14 protein-coding genes are annotated in these 15,566 nt (G+C 71.4%); 7 read left to right on the top strand and 7 right to left on the bottom strand.

The genetic code is table 11. From position 1 onward, the window contains the following. Positions 1–5 precede the first annotated feature (5 nt). Positions 6–1,238, bottom strand: coding sequence for an MFS transporter (locus tag J4573_RS45845; RefSeq protein ID WP_208262685.1), 1,233 nt, complete (start codon positions 1,236–1,238; stop codon positions 6–8). A 58-nt stretch (positions 1,239–1,296) separates the two neighbouring features. On the opposite strand from J4573_RS45845, the gene J4573_RS45840 reads away from it, so the two are divergent. After that, complete coding sequence (locus J4573_RS45840; RefSeq protein WP_208262684.1) at positions 1,297–2,283, top strand: ArsR/SmtB family transcription factor; 987 nt, start codon at positions 1,297–1,299, stop codon at positions 2,281–2,283. Positions 2,284–2,311: 28 nt separating this feature from the next. Here the strand turns inward: J4573_RS45840 and J4573_RS45835 are convergent, their stop codons facing one another. Both J4573_RS45835 and J4573_RS45830 read right to left on the bottom strand, forming a co-directional pair. Further along, positions 2,312–2,857, bottom strand: a complete 546-nt coding sequence (locus tag J4573_RS45835) for a hypothetical protein (RefSeq protein WP_208262683.1) — start codon at positions 2,855–2,857, stop codon at positions 2,312–2,314. 127 nt (positions 2,858–2,984) lie between these two features. Beyond that, positions 2,985–3,608 carry a TetR/AcrR family transcriptional regulator gene (locus J4573_RS45830; RefSeq protein WP_307797453.1) on the bottom strand — a complete coding sequence of 208 codons (624 nt, stop codon included), beginning with the start codon at positions 3,606–3,608 and terminating at the stop codon, positions 2,985–2,987. Positions 3,609–3,691: 83 nt separating this feature from the next. Between J4573_RS45830 and J4573_RS45825 the strand changes: the two genes are divergently transcribed. Further along, entirely contained in the window at positions 3,692–4,510 is an 819-nt protein-coding gene (locus J4573_RS45825) for an SDR family oxidoreductase (RefSeq protein ID WP_208262682.1), read from the top strand. A gap of 26 nt (positions 4,511–4,536) precedes the next feature. Further along, a complete protein-coding gene (locus J4573_RS45820) occupies positions 4,537–6,033 on the top strand; it encodes an MFS transporter (protein WP_208262681.1) in 1,497 nt (498 codons plus the stop codon). Here the strand turns inward: J4573_RS45820 and J4573_RS45815 are convergent. Both J4573_RS45815 and J4573_RS45810 read right to left on the bottom strand, forming a co-directional pair. Continuing rightward, positions 5,979–8,036 carry a thiamine pyrophosphate-dependent enzyme gene (locus J4573_RS45815; protein ID WP_243774655.1) on the bottom strand — a complete coding sequence of 686 codons (2,058 nt, stop codon included), beginning with the start codon at positions 8,034–8,036 and terminating at the stop codon, positions 5,979–5,981. The genes J4573_RS45820 and J4573_RS45815 overlap by 55 nt on opposite strands. A gap of 66 nt (positions 8,037–8,102) precedes the next feature. Beyond that, positions 8,103–8,717: a CGNR zinc finger domain-containing protein gene (locus tag J4573_RS45810; protein ID WP_208262679.1), complete on the bottom strand. Its 615-nt coding sequence runs from the start codon at positions 8,715–8,717 to the stop codon at positions 8,103–8,105. A 74-nt stretch (positions 8,718–8,791) separates the two neighbouring features. Here J4573_RS45810 and J4573_RS45805 point away from each other — a divergent pair, with 74 nt between their 5' ends. After that, positions 8,792–9,181 carry a RidA family protein gene (locus tag J4573_RS45805; protein ID WP_208262678.1) on the top strand — a complete coding sequence of 130 codons (390 nt, stop codon included), beginning with the start codon at positions 8,792–8,794 and terminating at the stop codon, positions 9,179–9,181. 13 nt (positions 9,182–9,194) lie between these two features. On the opposite strand, the gene J4573_RS45800 is transcribed toward J4573_RS45805, so the two are convergent. Together J4573_RS45800 and J4573_RS45795 are read right to left on the bottom strand one after the other, a co-directional pair. Continuing rightward, entirely contained in the window at positions 9,195–9,704 is a 510-nt protein-coding gene (locus J4573_RS45800; RefSeq protein WP_208262677.1) for a hypothetical protein, read from the bottom strand. A gap of 192 nt (positions 9,705–9,896) precedes the next feature. Continuing rightward, the gene (locus J4573_RS45795) at positions 9,897–10,694 is read right to left on the bottom strand and encodes an SDR family NAD(P)-dependent oxidoreductase (protein ID WP_208262676.1); all 798 of its coding nucleotides are present in this window, start codon (positions 10,692–10,694) and stop codon (positions 9,897–9,899) included. A gap of 130 nt (positions 10,695–10,824) precedes the next feature. On the opposite strand from J4573_RS45795, the gene J4573_RS45790 reads away from it, so the two are divergent. The 3 genes from J4573_RS45790 to J4573_RS54885 all read left to right on the top strand — a co-directional run bounded on the left by J4573_RS45790 (position 10,825) and on the right by J4573_RS54885 (position 15,559). Next, complete coding sequence (locus J4573_RS45790) at positions 10,825–12,255, top strand: serine/threonine protein kinase (RefSeq protein WP_208262675.1); 1,431 nt, start codon at positions 10,825–10,827, stop codon at positions 12,253–12,255. A gap of 101 nt (positions 12,256–12,356) precedes the next feature. Continuing rightward, positions 12,357–13,094, top strand: a complete 738-nt coding sequence (locus J4573_RS45785) for an ABC transporter ATP-binding protein (RefSeq protein ID WP_208262674.1) — start codon at positions 12,357–12,359, stop codon at positions 13,092–13,094. Continuing rightward, entirely contained in the window at positions 13,091–15,559 is a 2,469-nt protein-coding gene (locus J4573_RS54885) for an ABC transporter permease (RefSeq protein WP_208262673.1), read from the top strand. The genes J4573_RS45785 and J4573_RS54885 overlap by 4 nt, the downstream gene beginning before the upstream one ends. Positions 15,560–15,566 lie beyond the last annotated feature (7 nt).

The following is a 15,566-nucleotide window of genomic DNA, read 5'->3' as shown; positions in this document are numbered from 1 at the left end:
GCGGATTATGCGCGCGCTGGTCGTGGCTGGCCAGGTATCGGCTCGGGCTCGATAGTGGACTCTGGCTCAGGGGCGGGCTTGGGGAGAGGGCGGAGGCCGGGGGCCAGGGCGAGTGTGACGGCGACGGAGACGATGGCCATGATCGTCATTGCCATGCTGGGGGAGGTGACCTGGGCGACCAGGCCTGCGAGGGTGGCGCCGACGGCTTGCATGGTGAGCATGCCTGAGGAGTGCAGGCCGAGCGCGTGGCCGTGCATGTCGGTGGGCGTGAGGGCCATGAGGCGTTCTTGCAGGAGCAGAGTGGCCGCGTAGCCGATGGAGGCCAGCAGGACCAGGGCCGCGCCGACTGCTAGGGGCGGGTGAACGACGAAGACCAGGTACGGGGCCGCCAGGAGCAGGCGCAGCGGCGGGCCCAGGCGTACGCGCCACTCGGGTGAGATGAACCGGCCGGTCATGGTGTCGCCGATGAGCATGCCGACCGCGGCCGACGCGAGGAGGACGCCCGCGTGGTGCGGCGAGTAGGAGACGAACAGTGCCTCGCACCCGACGATCAGGCCGTTCGGCACCCACATGGCCAGGTAGACGTAGCGGCGGGGCGTCGAGGAGAGGAGCTCCACGTTCGTCCGCCAGGTCTGCGACAGGGACGGGCGTCCGGCGGCGCGCGGCGGGCGGCTGGTCAGGCCGAAGAGGGCGACCAGCGCCGTGACGAGGTAGAGGACCGCGCCGGTGACGAGGGTCCCGCGCGGGGTGAACGCGGCGACCATGACGCCGCCGATGCCGAACCCGACGATCTGCATCGTGCCGACGCTCATGTTGAGCACCGAACGCCCGATGAGGTAGCCCTCCGGCGGCAGGATCTCGCTCAGCAGGCCGTAGCGGACACCGCCGAGCACCGAGGCGACCAGGCCGAGCAACAGCAGGATCGGGAACATGGCCGCGACGGGCAGCCCGGGGATCGCCAGCACGCCCGTACCGGCGGCGAAGGCCAGCGCGGAGAACGCGAGCGTGGCCCGCGGCGGCAGCCGGTCGGCGGCCGACAGCAGGGTCAGCGCGCCGATCATCTGGGCGAACGAGGCGCCGAACATGCTCAGCGCCGACAGCAGAGGGGAGTGGGTCTTGTCGTAGACCAGCGTGCCGAGGGCCAGCCCGCTGACCGTCTGCGCGGCCATCTGCACGGTGACGGTCGCGAAGAGGGGGGTGTATTCGGGTGCGCGGAAGAGGTCGCGGTAGGTGCGCATGATCCACAGCCTCGGGGCGGCGGGACCGGAGAGGTAATGTTTCGCGTGGAGGCGAAACATGGGGTTCTGGCTGATCAGTGCGGACACGCTCGCGGGCGGGCGGTTCGTGGTCTCGGCTCTGGCGGAGACGACCGCCTGCCTGAAGCTCCTGGACAAGGCGGAGGCGGCCCATCCGGGGGAACGGGCCTGGCTGGACGCGCATCTCGGCGCCTACCGGCGGCGGCTCGCCGACGACCCCATCACGGCCCAGCTCGTCGACGCGGCCCTGGGACGTACGACCAAATGGAACGCGGACTTCCTCACGCCGCCGCATCCGGGTGTGGGGTCGCCGGGGTTCCATGAGGAGGTCGCCGTCATCCGCCGGACCGAGCCCGAACGGGCGCACGCCGACCTTGAGGTGTCACTCGGCCGCCCGCTGCCCGCCGAACTGCGCCGCCCGGATGTCGCCGAGCGCGTCGCCGGCCTGCTGGAGTGGATCTGGACCGAGGCCGTCGAGCCCACGTGGGAACGGCGGCGCCGCGTCATCGAGGCCGACGCGGTCGCGCGGGTCGGCCAGCTGAGCCAGGGCGGCTGGGCCGCCGCGCTGGACGACATGCGCCCGGGGATGCGCTGGCTCGGCGACGGGCGGCTGCAGGTCAACCTGGCGGACTACCCGCCGCGCGACATCGCCGGGGCGCAACTGCTGTTCATCCCGGTCACGCCGCGTACGGGCCGCTGGGTGGCCTGGCAGGAGCCGGTGAACGACCGGTACGTGATCGTCTACCCGTGCTCGGGCCCGCTGGTCTGGGCGGACGAGACGTCCGTGCCCGAGGGCCTCGAACGGCTGCTCGGCGTGGCCCGCGCCGGTGTGCTGGTGCTGCTCGCGACCCCGCTGAGCACGACCCAGCTGGTGGCGCTCACGGGGCAGCGGCTCGGTTCGGTGGGCCGCCATCTGAAGGTCCTGCACGACGCCCGTCTGATCGACAGGCGCCGCGCAGGACGGTCCGTCCTCTACTACCGGACGGCTACGGGCAATGCCCTGGTGGATGCTCAGACGCGGCCGTGAGGGAGGCGGCCGCGGTCAGGCGTGCGGATCAGCCGCCGGTCCAGGTCCGGTGCTTGCCCTGGAAGGTGCCCATGACGGTCGCCCAAGGACGGTAGACCCGGCTGCCGTAGCTGAACTTGACCCGCGCGTCGGCCTTGACCGTGGCCCAGGTGCGGTCGTGCGTCAGCTTGTGCTTGTACCAGCCGTGGAACCGGTACACGCGCTTGTTGCGGCTGTAGACGCTGTAGTGGCCCTTGGCTGACACGACCTGGTAGCCGGTGTAGCACCAGTTGAGACGGGTCCGGACGTAGAACGCCCAGTGCTTGCTTCCCTTGTACTTGCGGCCACGGGTGACCTGGGCCCACGTGCAGTACGTGGAACGCCGGATGGCCGCGGCCTCCTTGGCGCTGTACGGGGTGCCCTCGCGCTTGGCCTGGGCGATCAGGGCGGTGCCCGAGATCCGGCCCTGGGCCGTGCTCTCGGCCGCTACTGTATTGTCGCTCTGCGTGGTGGACGCACTGGCCGGGGACACCGTCGCGGTGAGCCCCGCCACCAGGGCCCCGGACGTGATCGCCACTGCGGCGAACCTGCGCATGTACCGCTCCTCGCTGGGGGAAACGAATCGGATGCCGTTGACTTGTAGACAACGACGTCCATTTGAGATGCGGCTACCGGTGAGTCGGTTCGCGCCAATGAGGAAAAAGTTCGCAGTGTGACGAGCGTTACACCGAACGTCCCGGCGCCGGCGGGCGATCCGCCGCCAGCGCGTCCAGCCAGCGGTTCAGGCGGGAGCCCTCACGGGTCATGATCTCAGGGTCGCGCAGCGCATTGGCCATCAGCGACATGCCCTGATAGCCGCTGATGAGGGTGAGCGCGAGGTCGGCGGGCTCGGGCTCTGGCCGGCCGAGCTCGCGGAACTGCCGTTCGGCCCAGTTCAGCGCCAGCTTGATGACCTCGCCCGCCTCCAGGTCGATGCCGCCGTCGGCCCGCTTGTCGAGCTCGGCGGCCAGGGTGCCGGTCGGGCAGCCGTAGCGGGCGGCGACGTCGCGCTGGTCGATCCACGTGCCGACCATGGCCTTCAGCCGTTCGAGCGGGTCGGGGAGCTCGTCGAGCTCGGCGGTGAGCGCGGCGAAGTGCTCGGAGTGCGTGGCGAGCGCGGCCTGGACGAGCTCGTCCTTGGTCTTGAAGTAGTAGTAGACGTTCCCGACCGGCACGTCCGCGGCCTCGGCGATGTCGGCGATGGTGGTGCGTTCGACGCCTTGGCGGTGCAGAACGTCGGCGGCCGCGGTCATGAGCCTGCGCCGCTTGTCGTCCCCACGCCGCTTGACGCCTTTTGAGTCAGTCACCCAACTGACTATAGACAACCGTCCGGAGGATGCTGCTAGGGTTCGACTAAGTCAGCCAACTAACTAACTATCAGGAGATCGACATGATCGTCGTCACGGGAGCCACCGGGAACGTCGGCCGCACGCTGGTGCGGCTGCTGAACGAGGCGGGCGAGCAGGTCACCGCCGTCGCCCGCACGATCACCGAGGCGCCGGAGGGCGTGCGGCCGGTGCCCGCCGACCTGAACGAACCCGAGACCCTGCGCCCCGCCCTCGACGGCGCGGATGCGCTGTTCCTCCTCGTCGCGGGCGACGACCCCGAAGCCCTGATCGGCCAGGCCAAGGCGGCCGGGGTCCGCAAGGTCGTCCTGCTGTCCTCGCAAGGCGTCGGCACCCGTCCCGGCGGCGCCTACGAGCACGCCGAACGCTTCGAGGCCGCAGTCTCCGGCTCAGGCCTCGAATGGACCATCCTGCGTTCGGGCGGCATGGACTCCAACGCCTTCGCCTGGGCCGAGCCGATCCGCGCGCACCGCACGGCCGCCGCGCCCTTCGCCGACGTGGGCCTGCCGTTCATCGACCCCGACGACGTCGCCGCGGTCGGCGCCGCAGTGCTCCGCGAGGACGGCCACAACGCCGCGACCTATGTCCTGAACGGCCCGGCGCCGACCAGCCCGCGCCGCCGCGCCGCCGCGATCGCCGACGCCCTCGGCGAGCCGGTCCGCTTCGTCGAGCAGACCCGCGACGAAGCCCACGCGCAGATGTCGCAGTTCATGCCGCTGCCCGTCGTCGAGGGCACCCTGTCCATCCTCGGCGACCCCACCGACGAGGAACTGCGGATCAGCCCGGACGTCGAACGCGTCCTCGGCCGCGCTCCCGGCACGTTCGCCGCCTGGGCCGCGCGCAACGCCGCCGCCTTCCGCTGACCATGAGCTACGGGATGGAGACCGCCATGCAACCCGCCTCGGCGGTGGAATCGACGACCGCGCCGCCGCGATCGGCGCTGGCCACCCCGCGCGGGCGGCTGGTCCTCGTGCTGCTCTGCCTGGTGGCGTTCCTCGACTTCGTGGACGCCTCGATCGTGAACGTCGCCCTCCCGGAGATGCGCGACGACCTCGGCTTCTCCGTGCAGGGCCTGCAGTGGGTGCCGAGCGGCTACCTGCTCACCTACGGCGGGTTCATGCTGCTGGGAGGCCGGACGGCCGATCTGCTCGGCCGCCGCCCGATCCTGCTCGCCGGAACGACCCTGTTCGCGGTGGCCTCACTGATCGGAGGGCTGGCGACCACGGCGGGCGTGCTGGTCGCCGCACGACTCGGGCAGGGCGTCGGCGCGGCGTTCATGCTCCCCGCCGCACTCTCCCTCCTGACGACGACGTTCCACCACGGCACCGACCGGACCAAGGCGCTCGGCGCGTGGGGAGGCATGGCGGGCCTCGGCTCGGCGGCCGGTGTGCTGTTCGGCGGGCTGCTGACCGAGGGGCCCGGCTGGCGCTGGGTCATGCTGGTCAACCTCCCGGCCGCCGCCGTGGTCCTCGTCGGCGCCGTACGGCTGATCGACGATGACCGCCGGACCGCGCGGGCCTCGACGTTCGACCTGCCGGGCGCGCTGCTGTCGACCGGCGGCATGCTGCTGCTGGTCTTCACCCTGGTCAAGGCGCCCGACGTCGGCTGGGGCGCGGCCCGCACCATCGGCGGCGTCGCCGGGGCGCTGGGTCTGCTCGTCGCGTTCATCCTGGTCGAACGTCGCGGCGAGCACCCGCTCCTGCCGTTGTCGCTCCTCCACATCAGGGGCCTGGCCGCCGCGAACGTCACCCAGCTGATCGGCGTCGCCGGGTTCATCGCGATGTTCTTCTTCCTCACGCTCTATATGCAGAACGTCCTCGGATACTCGCCGATCCGCACCGGCCTGGCCTACCTGCCGGTGACGGTCGGCGTCGGGTTCGCGGCGGGCGTCACGCCGCGCCTCGTCGGCCGGATCGGAACCCGGCCGGTGATCGTCGCCGGCGCGCTGGTGGCGGCCGCCGGGGTCGCGTTGCTGGCGCGGGTGCCGGTGAACGGCTCCTACCTCACCGATCTGCTGCCCGGCCTGGTGGTCATGGCGCTCGGCCTGGGCGCGGTGTTCGTCGCGGTCACGACGGCCGCGAACGCGGGCGTGCCGGCGGACAAGGCGGGATCGGCCGCCGCGCTGCTGAACGCGTCGCAGCAACTCGGCGGCGCGCTCGGGCTCGCCATCTTCACCGCCGTGGCGACCTCCCGCACCGAGGACCTGCTCCAGGCCCACAGCGAGCCGCACGCCGCGATGACCGGCGGTTTCCACCGGGCGCTGCTCGCCGCCGCGGCCTTCCTGGTCGCCGCCGCGTTCATCGCCCTGCGCACCGCCAACGCAGGCGCCCATCAGGAGAGCTTGAGCGCCGCGTCCTCGATGTCGGACTCCGACAGCAGCACGTGATACGCGGCGTCGCCGAGCGGGATGACGCTGTCCTCGCTGGTCACCCGGGCCGCCCTGCCCTCGAAGCCGTGGTCGGTCAGGGCGGCCAGCACGGTCTCGGAGACGCCGCCGCTCCGCCTCGTCTCGTCGGCGATCAGCACGCGCCCGGTGGCCCGGGCCTCCCGCAGGAGGTCCTCCACCGGGAGCGGCGCCAGCCACCGCAGGTCCAGTACGCGTGCACCGATCCCCGCCTCCTCCAGGCGGCGGGCGGTGCGCAGGCTCATCGGCACGCCGTTCCCGAACGTGACGATCGTCAGGTCCTCGCCCGTGCCGTACGTACGCCCGCGACCGAGCGGCACCGGGTCACCGGGATAGGTGGCGATCCAGCCTTCGTCGCCCTCGGAGTGCAGGTCACGCGTGTGGTAGAGGGCGATCGGCTCCAGGAAGACGCAGACCCGGCCGTCCACCTTCGCGGCGGCCACGCACGTTCGCAGCATCCCGGCGGCGTCGTCCGGGCGGGACGGGGACGCCACGATGAGCCCCGGGATGTCGCGCAGCGCGGCCACGGCGTTGTCGTTGTGGAAGTGGCCGCCGAACCCCTTCTGGTAGGCGTAGCCCGCGATGCGCACGACCATCGGGTTGCGGTACTGCCCGTTGGAGAAGAACGACAGCGTCGACGCCTCGCCGCGCAGCTGGTCGGCGGCGTTGTGCAGGTAGGCCAGGTACTGGATCTCGGGAACGGGCAGCATCCCCGCGACGCCCGTGCCGAGCGCGAGCCCGAGGATCGCCTGCTCGTCCAGGATCGTGTCGAAGACCTTGGCGCCCCCGGCCGCCTTCTGCAGCCCGCGCGTGACGCCGTAGACGCCGCCCTTGCGCCCGACGTCCTCGCCGAACACCAGCAGCTCGCGATGGTGTTCGAGCAGCTCACCGAGGCACTGGTTGATCGACTGCGCGAGCGTGAGCGGTTGGTCGCCCGCGACGCCGGTCTTCATGGCCTCGCCGGCGACGGCGGTCGGCCGGGACGGTGCGAGCGGCGCCATCACCTCGCGGGCCGAACTGAGGCGCGGCGCGTGCGCGACCTCCTCCGCGATCGCCATGACCTCCGCCTGCTTGGCCTCGTAGAGCCCGTTCGCGTCGATCCCGCGTTCGGCCAGCAGCTTCGCGGTGACCGTCAGCGGATCGGCGGCCTCGGCCGCCGCGATCTCGGCGGGCGTGCGGTAGGCCGACTCGACGTCCGACCCCGCGTGCCCCATCAGCCGTACGGTCCGCAGATGCAGGAACGCGGGCCGTCGATGCTCGCGTACCCACTCCGCCGCCCGCACCGACGTCTCGTACGCGTCGACCAGATCGCACCCGTCCGCCGCGAAGTACTCCAGCCCCGGCCGCGACCCGTAGGCGGACTCGACCCACCCCTGCGGCGTACGGACGCTGATGCCGATCCCGTTGTCCTCGCACACGAACAGCAGCGGCATGGGCAGGCCCTGATAGCCGCAGTTCACCGCCGAGTTGATGGCGCCGGTCGCCGTCGAGTGGTTGGCGGACGCGTCCCCGAAACTGCACACCGCGATCGCGTCGCGCGGCCAAGGGGAGTGGGTGCCGAGCCGTGCGGCCCGTTCGATCGCGAAGGCCACCCCGACCGCGCGCGGCAGATGCGAGGCGATCGTCGAGGTCTGCGGCAGAACGTTCATCGCCCGGCTGCCGAACACCTTGTGGCGCCCGCCCGCGATCGGCTCACTCGCCGCCGCGACCACGCCGAGCAGCACGTCGTGCAGCGGGCGCTGGCCGGGCACCTGCCGGGCCCGTTCCAGGAAGAACGCCCCGGACCGGTAGTGCAGCAGCGCCGGATCGTCGGGCCGCAGCGCCGCCGCCACCGCCGCGTTCCCCTCATGGCCCGCCGAGCCGATCGTGTAGAAGCCGCGGCCCTTGGACTGGAGCCACCGGGCCGCCAGGTCGAGATGGCGGCTGCCGAGCTGCGAGTCGTAGAGCTCCAGGAGCCGTTCGGTGGTGAGGGACGCGTCAGCCATGTTCCCGAGCATCGAATGAGCCGCCCCCAACGGCCAAGACTCGCAAGACCACGATCTCCTTACCCTCTAATTAAGAAGGTCTCGATCTCCCGCCCGGCGGGCGCGGAGGGCGCGGAGCTTGTGGCGGTTGCCGCAGCGTTCCATCGCACACCAGCGCCGGGCGCCGGGGCGGGACGAGTCGACGAACACCAGCGGGCAGTTGTCGCCCGCGCACTGCCGGATGCGCCCGGCCAGCGGGCCCGACAGCAGCTCGATCATCTCCCGCGCGATGCTCGACAGCGCCTGCGCCGCCTGTACGGGCTGCGCCCACGCGGCCGTCGTTCCGTCCGCGTTCAGCTCGGGAGCCAGCGCGGGAGCGGCCGCCGCCCGGTTGATGATCGCCACCGACTCGGGTGTGAGCGGCCGGTCGTCGGCCCGGTCGTGCGCCACGACCCAGATCGCCTGCCGCAGCGCCTTGCCCGCTTTCAGCTCGCTGCCGGTCACCGGAACGGTCGGGGCGGCCGACAGTGGCGGCTCGGCCAGCCATTCGCCCAGGTCGCCGGGGTCGTGGAGGGTCTCGAACACCGCGTACCTGCCCTCGCCTCCGGTGTGGGCGAAGTCCAGGCAGACGGCCCCGGCGTCGAACCGGAACGACCCGCCCTTGGGGTCGTGCAGGACCCTCCCCGTTGTGCTCGCTCGCATGAAACCAGTATAACTAGTGTCGAGAAACCACTTTTACTGGTGTCTGCATCAGAGCCAGAGCCAAGGGGGCGACCATGAGCACACGGCACATCAATCCCGAGGGGCTTCTTCGCAGCCCGGCCTTCAGCCAGGCCGTCGTCGTCGAGCAGCCGGCCAAGACGATCTACATCGGCGGGCAGAACGGGGTGGGCCAGGACGGCAAGCCCGTCGGCCCCTCGGTGGGGGAGCAGTCCGCCCAGATCTTCCGCAATCTCGTGACCATCCTCGAGAGCGAGGGAGCGACGCTGGCGAACATCGTGCACTGGCGGATCGCCGTCGTGGAGGGTCACTCGTTCGACGAAGGCGTGGCCGCCTTCCAGCAGTTCTGGAACCGTGCGGACCCGCCGCCCGCCATCACGGTCCACGTCGTCGCGGGCCTGAACCCCGGCTGCCTCGTCGAGATCGACGCGGTCGCGGTGGTCTGACCCGCCCGAGCCCTTACTGGGTCTCCACGATGGAGGTCGCGACCTGGCCGGAGAACTTCACGTTGACGTCGTGCATCCCGTTCTGCGCCCACTCGTCGAGGCCGTCGATGCCGCACTTGAACGAGTCGGCCGGGGGCGGGGTGCCGTCGGGGCAGTCGCCGCCGGCGATGGTCAGGCGGGTGTCGGTCGAGGTGAAGAAGATGACGTGGCCGACGGCGTACTTGCCCGGCGCGATGTAGTGCAGCGGCCCCCACTTGGCCGGGATCTGCTGGTTGCCGCCACCCTGGCTGGACGGGGTGCTCTGGGTGGGCGAGGGGTTCGTGTCCCCGGAGCCGGACCCGTTCCCCGGCGTCGAGCTCTGCGTCGGCGTGGAGGCGGCGGACTGGCTCGGCGCGGGCGCGGGCGCGGAGCTCGCGGGCGACGAGGGCGCCGCCGCGGTCGGGTTGTCGTTGGCGTTGATGTTGCAGCCGGTCAGGCCCATCGCCAGCGCCGCCACCGCTCCGCCGATCACGATCTTCCGCATGGTCTTCTCGCTTCCCGTCTCGGTGCGCGACCTTCTTGATCACGCTGTACGGGGTGAGATGCGGGTGTGGTGGGGCGGGTTGGCGCGGCGGAACGTGATCAATACGACCCGCTCCGCGCCGAACTCGCGGGCCGGAGCGGGCGTCTGGATGTCATGAGGGCAGAGGGAAGTTCGCGCTGTTCTGGATCTTTCTCAAGCCCGCTTCATCAGCGCGGCGACGCGGGCGCGCGCGTCCAGGTCGTACGCCTGCTCATGGGCCCGGCGCTCCTCGAACTGATGGAAGTAACGTCCGGTCGTCCTCGCTAGTTCCGGGTCGGTGAGCAGCCGCAGCGTCGGCCGCACGCCCTCGTCGGTGCCCGTGACAGGAGTGAGTCCGAACTCCCGCACGCCGGGCGTGTCCATCAGGTGCGCCGGATGAACGGCGTTGACCGTGACCTTCCGGTCGGCCAATTCCTCGGCGAGGTCGAACGTCATCATGATCATGGCGACCTTGCTGCGGCAGTACGCCGGCAGCCCGTCGTACTCGCGTTCCATCATCGGGTCGTCGAGGTCGATCGCCTCCTGGCCCATCGACGCCACGTTCACCACCCGCGCCGCCTCGGACAGCAACGGCGCCAGCTCGCGGATCAGCACGTACGGGGCGAGGGCGTTCACGGCGAAGCGCAACTCGTACCCCTGCGCGCTCACCTCGCGCCGTGTCGGATCCGAGCCGCCGCCGACCGCCGCGTTGTTGACCAGCGCGTCCAGCCGCACTTCTGCGGAACGGATGTCCGCCGCCATCGCCCGCACCTGATCCAGGTCGGCCAGGTCCGCGAGATACGTCCGTACGGGCACACCCGCCGCCCGCACGTCCGCCGCGACCTTGTCCAGCCGCTTCTTGTCGCGTCCGTGCAGCAGCAGCGTCGCTCCCTGGGCGGCGAGTTCGAGCGCGAGGTGCCGTCCCATGCCCTGGGTGGCGCCGGTGACGAGAACGGTTGTGTCAGCAAGCATGTGCCTCACTCAACCCGCAGGTCAGCTGCCGTGGCCAACAGCTTTTGGTCCACCTCGACAACGCGCGGTTGTCACGCCAGGCGGAACCGGTACGATTCGGACGATCTTGTCTGTTTGGGGGAGGGGTCGCGTGCCTGGCTGGGTGGAACTGCAACCCGAGGATCCGCGCGCGATCGGCCCGTTCACGATCGTCGGCAGGATCGGCATCGGCGGCCAGGGCACGGTCTACGCCGCGACCGGCACCGAAGCCGACGACACGACGGTCGCCGTCAAGCTGCTGCACGCGCACCTGTCGTTCGAAGAGAAGGCGCGCACCCGCTTCCTGCGGGAGGTCGAGGCCGCCAAGGCGGTCGAGGGCTCCTGCACGGTCCAGGTCGTCGGCAGCGGCGTGCAGAGCCAGCGCCCCTACATCGTCACCCAGTACGTGGACGGCCCGTCGCTCCAGGAGTCGGTCGCCGCCGACGGCGCGCACACCGGTGAGGCGCTCGAACGCCTGGCGCTCAGCACCGCGACCGCACTCGCCGCGATCCACCGTGCCGACATCGTTCATCGTGACTTCAAGCCCGCCAACGTCCTGCTCGGCCCCGACGGCCCGGTCGTCATCGACTTCGGCATCGCCCGCGCGCTGACCTCCAGCTTTTCGACCACGAGCCAGGTGGTCGGCAGCCCGTCGTACATGGCCCCGGAACAGATCTCCAACGACCCGATCGGGCCGCCCGCCGACCTGTTCGCGTGGGGCCTGACGATGGCCTACGCCGCGAACGGTGCCAAGGCGTTCACCGCCGAGACGATCCCCGGCATCATGCAGGCGATCCTGACCGGTGCCCCAGACCTCGGCGACCTGACCGGCCGCCTGCGCACGATCGTCGAACGCTGCCTGGCCAAGGACCCGGCCGACCGCCCGACCGCCGAGCAGGTCGTCGCCGAGCTCCAGGCCAAGCCGAACGACCTCGGCTCCCTGACGATGCCGAGCGCCCGCAAGGTCCGGCACGTGCGCCGCCCGGTGGTCATCACAGCGGTCGCGGCAGGCGTCGTCCTGGCCCTCTGCGGCGTGCTCGCCACCGACCTCATCACCTCGTCCGGCCACGACGACAAGAACAAGGCCGACGGACCACACCCCGAGAGCGTCACCACGTCCTCGGCCGCAGCCGCCGGGATCGCCCCGGCCTCGCCCTCCGCCAGCCCTAGCAGAAAGACCACCGAGCAGAGCACCCCGTCCACGAGCGGCGGCCCGACGCCCGGCTCGTCCTCATCACCCAAGAGCAGCGACAAGCCATCGCCGGGGAAGTCCAGCTCGCGGCCCAAGTCCTCGCACAAGCCGTCGACTCCCAAGGGCACCACGATCGGCACGATGCCTTACACGGTCGTGGACCCGTACTGCCGCTCGCGTGGCTACGCGAGCGGAACGACGCTCGCCAATGGCCCGTTCTGCGTCACCAAGAGCAACCAGTTCGTGCCGGTCAACATGGACTCGGTCTGCAGGTGGAAGTTCCCGGCCTACCCCAACGCGCGCATCCTGTCCTACAACAGCGTCGGCGGCTGGACCTGCCTCTCCTCCTGAGGTTTCCAAGAAACTGAGGCCGACCCTGGTGCTGGCTACAGGGTCGGGTCGGGTCTCCACGTCATGGTTCCAGTAGGGCTCTGACCTTTAGCTTCAAGGCCATGGACAACGAAGCTATGGTCACGGTCAGCCGGGTCGGCAAGACCTACGGCCGCCGCGACAACAAGGTGGCGGCATTGGACGACGTCTCGGTGAGGTTCCCGGGCGGGCGGTTCACCGCCGTCATGGGGCCCTCGGGATCGGGAAAGTCCACTCTTCTCCAATGCGCGGCCGGAATCGACCGCGTCGACTCGGGAGAAGTGGAGCTGGCCGGAACCTTCCTCAACAAGCTGAGCGAGAGTGCGCTGACCAAACTGCGCCGCGACCGCATCGGCTTCGTTTTCCAGGCGTTCAACCTCGTGCCGTCGCTGACGGCCCGGCAGAACGTCGCGCTGCCGCTCATGCTCGCGGGCAGGCGTCCGAAGCGCCGGGACGTGGACGCCGCGCTCGACCGGCTGGGTTTGGCGGACCGGCGGCGGCACCGGCCCGGTGAGATGTCGGGCGGTCAGCAGCAGCGGGTGGCGATCGCCCGGGCGCTGGTGACGCGGCCTCAGGTGCTGTTCGCCGACGAGCCCACCGGCGCGCTGGACTCTCGTTCCTCCCGGCAGGTCATGGATCTGCTCCGGGAACTGGTGGACCAGCAGCGCCAGACGATCGTGATGGTCACCCACGATCCCGTCGCGGCGTCGTTCGCCGACGAGGTGCTGTTCCTCGCCGACGGCCGGATCGCCGGGAGCCTGGAGGCTCCGACCCCTGAGCTGGTCGCGGCGCGCATCACCAAGCTTGAGGAGCAGCAGTGATCCGGATCGCGCTGGCCACCCTGCGCAGCCGCGCGGCGAGTTACGCCGGGGCGTTCCTGGCGCTGGCCCTGGGCACCTCCATCATCGCGATGATGGCCCTCACCCTGGGCGCGGTGAGCTCCACCGAGTTCCACGGCCCGCAGCGGTACGCGCAGGCCCCGGCGGTGGTGACCGCGCCGGTGACGCTGAAGCTCAAGGACGACGACGGCGACCCGCGCGAGTTTCCGATGGTCGCGCCGAAGCCGCTGCCCGCACGGGTCGTCCAGGCCCTGTCCGGCACCGGCCGGACGGTGCAGGACAGGACGTTCTCCGCACAGCTTCCCGGGGGCCCGGACGAGCAGGTGGGCCACCCTTGGGGCACCGCAGCGTTCACCCCGTATCGGCTGGTGAACGGGCATGCGCCCGCGTCGGCCCGCGAGATCGTCGTCGGTGGCGGCGACCCTTCGCTGGTCGGCCGGACCGTCCGGGTCGCCACCGCCACCGGCTTCGGTGACTACCGGGTCGTGGGGGTCACCGCTCCGGTGTGGTTCGAGAACGCCGTGTTCTTCGCCGACCAGGAGGCGGCGCGGCTGTCGCCCGAGGTCGGCGCCGTCGTCGCCTACGGCACGGTCGAGTCGGTGCGCGCGGCGGTTCAGGGGACCGGCGCGCGGGTGCTCACGGGTGCGGACCGGCTGAAGGCCGAGCACGACCAGAACGGCGGCCGCGACCAGCTCCGCGACGCCGAGGGCATGGCCGGAACGTCGATGATGCTCGTCGTCTTCGTCGTCGTCTTCGTGGTCATCGCGACCTTCGCCTTCGTGGTCGACCAGCGGCGCCGGGAGGTGGCCCTGCTGCGGACGGTGGGCGCGACGCCGGGGCAGGTCCGCCGCATGGTGCTCGCCGAGGCCTTCCTGCTGGCCGTGCTGGCCTCGGCGGTCGGGTGCGCCGCCGGCATCCCGCTGACCGGGGTGCTGCGCGCCTGGATGGTGGACCACGGTGTCGCGCCGTCCTGGCTCGCCGTCGACGCCCGCCCCGCCCCGCTGGTGATCTCGTTCTGCCTGGGGCTGCTGTCGGCGATGATCGGCACGGCCGTGGTGTCCTGGAGGGCCGGCCGCGTCCGCCCGGCGGAAGCGCTGCGCGAGGCCACCGGCAGGCGCCGGGCGGCCACGCCGGTACGGCTGGTGCTCGGTGGGGTGCTGCTCGTGCTGGGTGTTCAGAAGAGCGCCGGCGCCATCAATTCCGACCAGGTCATCGCGCTGAGCATGCAGAACTACCTGTTCGTTCCGGTCCTGCTGGTGGGCGGCTGCGCGCTGCTGACACCGCTGCTGGTCCGTCCCGTCGTGACCGCGCTGACCTGGCCGCTGGGCAGGCTGGGCGCGGGCGCCATGGTGGTCCGCGAGGGCGCGCTGTTCGCCGGACGCCGCACCGCCGCGGTCGCCACTCCGGTGGTGCTGGCCGTCGGCCTCGGCGCGGCGCTGTTCACGGCCCAGGACGCGGCGAACGCGGCGAACGTGGCCGGGCTGCGCGCCGAGAGCAGGGCCGACTACATCCTGTCGGCCCAGGGCGACGGCGAGATCGGCCCGGCCGTCATCGACAGGGTGCGAGCCATCCCAGGCGCCACGGTCGCGGTCTACACCCCCGCCGAGGTCCGGCTGAGCGGGGACGGCGACCGCTATCTGGGCACGCTGTCGGCGTTCGCCGTCGATCCGCGGGCGCTGACCGCGACGCGGCAGCCCTCTGTTGTGGACGGGTCCTTGGAACGGCTCGGCGACGACTTCCTGGTGCTGGACCACGACACCGCCGGCGAGTTCGGAATCCGTACAGGCGACCGGGTAAAGGCCTGGCTACCGGACGGCACGTCCGCGCCGCTGCGCGTGGCCGCCGAGTCCCGCACCACGGTCACCGGCGAGATCGGCTACGTTCCCGCCGCCCGCGCCGGTGGGGCCCGCCCGACCCAGATCGAGGTCAAGGTCGCACCGGGCGGCGACACCTCCGCCGTGGCCGCGGCGCTGCGTTCGGCCGTGCACGACCGGCCTGTGAAGCTGTCCACCAGGTCGTCCCTCCTGGACGCCGAGCAGGCCGACCAGCAGCGCAAGACCAGGCTGGCCACCGGGAACGTGTTCGGGATCGCGCTGGCGTTCGCCCTGATCGCGATCGCCAACACCCTGGTGATGGCGGCTCCGGACCGCCGCCGTGAGCTGTCGGCCCTCACCCTGGCCGGTGCCACCCGGCGTAAGACGCTCGCCTTCGTGGCCGCCGAGACCGTGGTGGCGACGGTCGCCGGTGCCGTCCTCGCGGGCGTGGCGGCGATCAGCGTCGTGGCCGGTCAGCGGGCGGCGTTGACCAAGCTGGTGGGCGGCTTCCAGATGACCGTCCCGTGGACGTCGATCCTCGCGGTCACGGCCGTGTGCGCGGTGACCGCCCTCTGCACCTCGGTGATCGCGACCCGCCTTCTCGTCGGCGGGCCCGCCCCGCGCGGCGAGTGATCCCTCG

The sequence above is a fragment of the Actinomadura barringtoniae genome (genome assembly GCF_017573505.1).
In the GTDB taxonomy this organism is placed as follows: Bacteria; Actinomycetota; Actinomycetes; order Streptosporangiales; family Streptosporangiaceae; genus Spirillospora; species Spirillospora barringtoniae.
The sequence above is the reverse complement of the archived record's forward strand: the minus strand, read 5'-3'. Positions and strand labels throughout refer to the sequence as shown.

Coding starts and splice junctions, on each gene's coding strand:
- J4573_RS45845 (WP_208262685.1), bottom strand. CDS start 1,238: ATGCGCACCTACCGCGACCTCTTCCGCGCACCCGAATACACCCCCCTC.
- J4573_RS45840 (WP_208262684.1), top strand. CDS start 1,297: ATGGGGTTCTGGCTGATCAGTGCGGACACGCTCGCGGGCGGGCGGTTC.
- J4573_RS45835 (WP_208262683.1), bottom strand. CDS start 2,857: ATGCGCAGGTTCGCCGCAGTGGCGATCACGTCCGGGGCCCTGGTGGCG.
- J4573_RS45825 (WP_208262682.1), top strand. CDS start 3,692: ATGATCGTCGTCACGGGAGCCACCGGGAACGTCGGCCGCACGCTGGTG.
- J4573_RS45820 (WP_208262681.1), top strand. CDS start 4,537: ATGCAACCCGCCTCGGCGGTGGAATCGACGACCGCGCCGCCGCGATCG.
- J4573_RS45815 (WP_243774655.1), bottom strand. CDS start 8,036: ATGGCTGACGCGTCCCTCACCACCGAACGGCTCCTGGAGCTCTACGAC.
- J4573_RS45810 (WP_208262679.1), bottom strand. CDS start 8,717: ATGCGAGCGAGCACAACGGGGAGGGTCCTGCACGACCCCAAGGGCGGG.
- J4573_RS45805 (WP_208262678.1), top strand. CDS start 8,792: ATGAGCACACGGCACATCAATCCCGAGGGGCTTCTTCGCAGCCCGGCC.
- J4573_RS45800 (WP_208262677.1), bottom strand. CDS start 9,704: ATGCGGAAGATCGTGATCGGCGGAGCGGTGGCGGCGCTGGCGATGGGC.
- J4573_RS45795 (WP_208262676.1), bottom strand. CDS start 10,694: ATGCTTGCTGACACAACCGTTCTCGTCACCGGCGCCACCCAGGGCATG.
- J4573_RS45785 (WP_208262674.1), top strand. CDS start 12,357: ATGGACAACGAAGCTATGGTCACGGTCAGCCGGGTCGGCAAGACCTAC.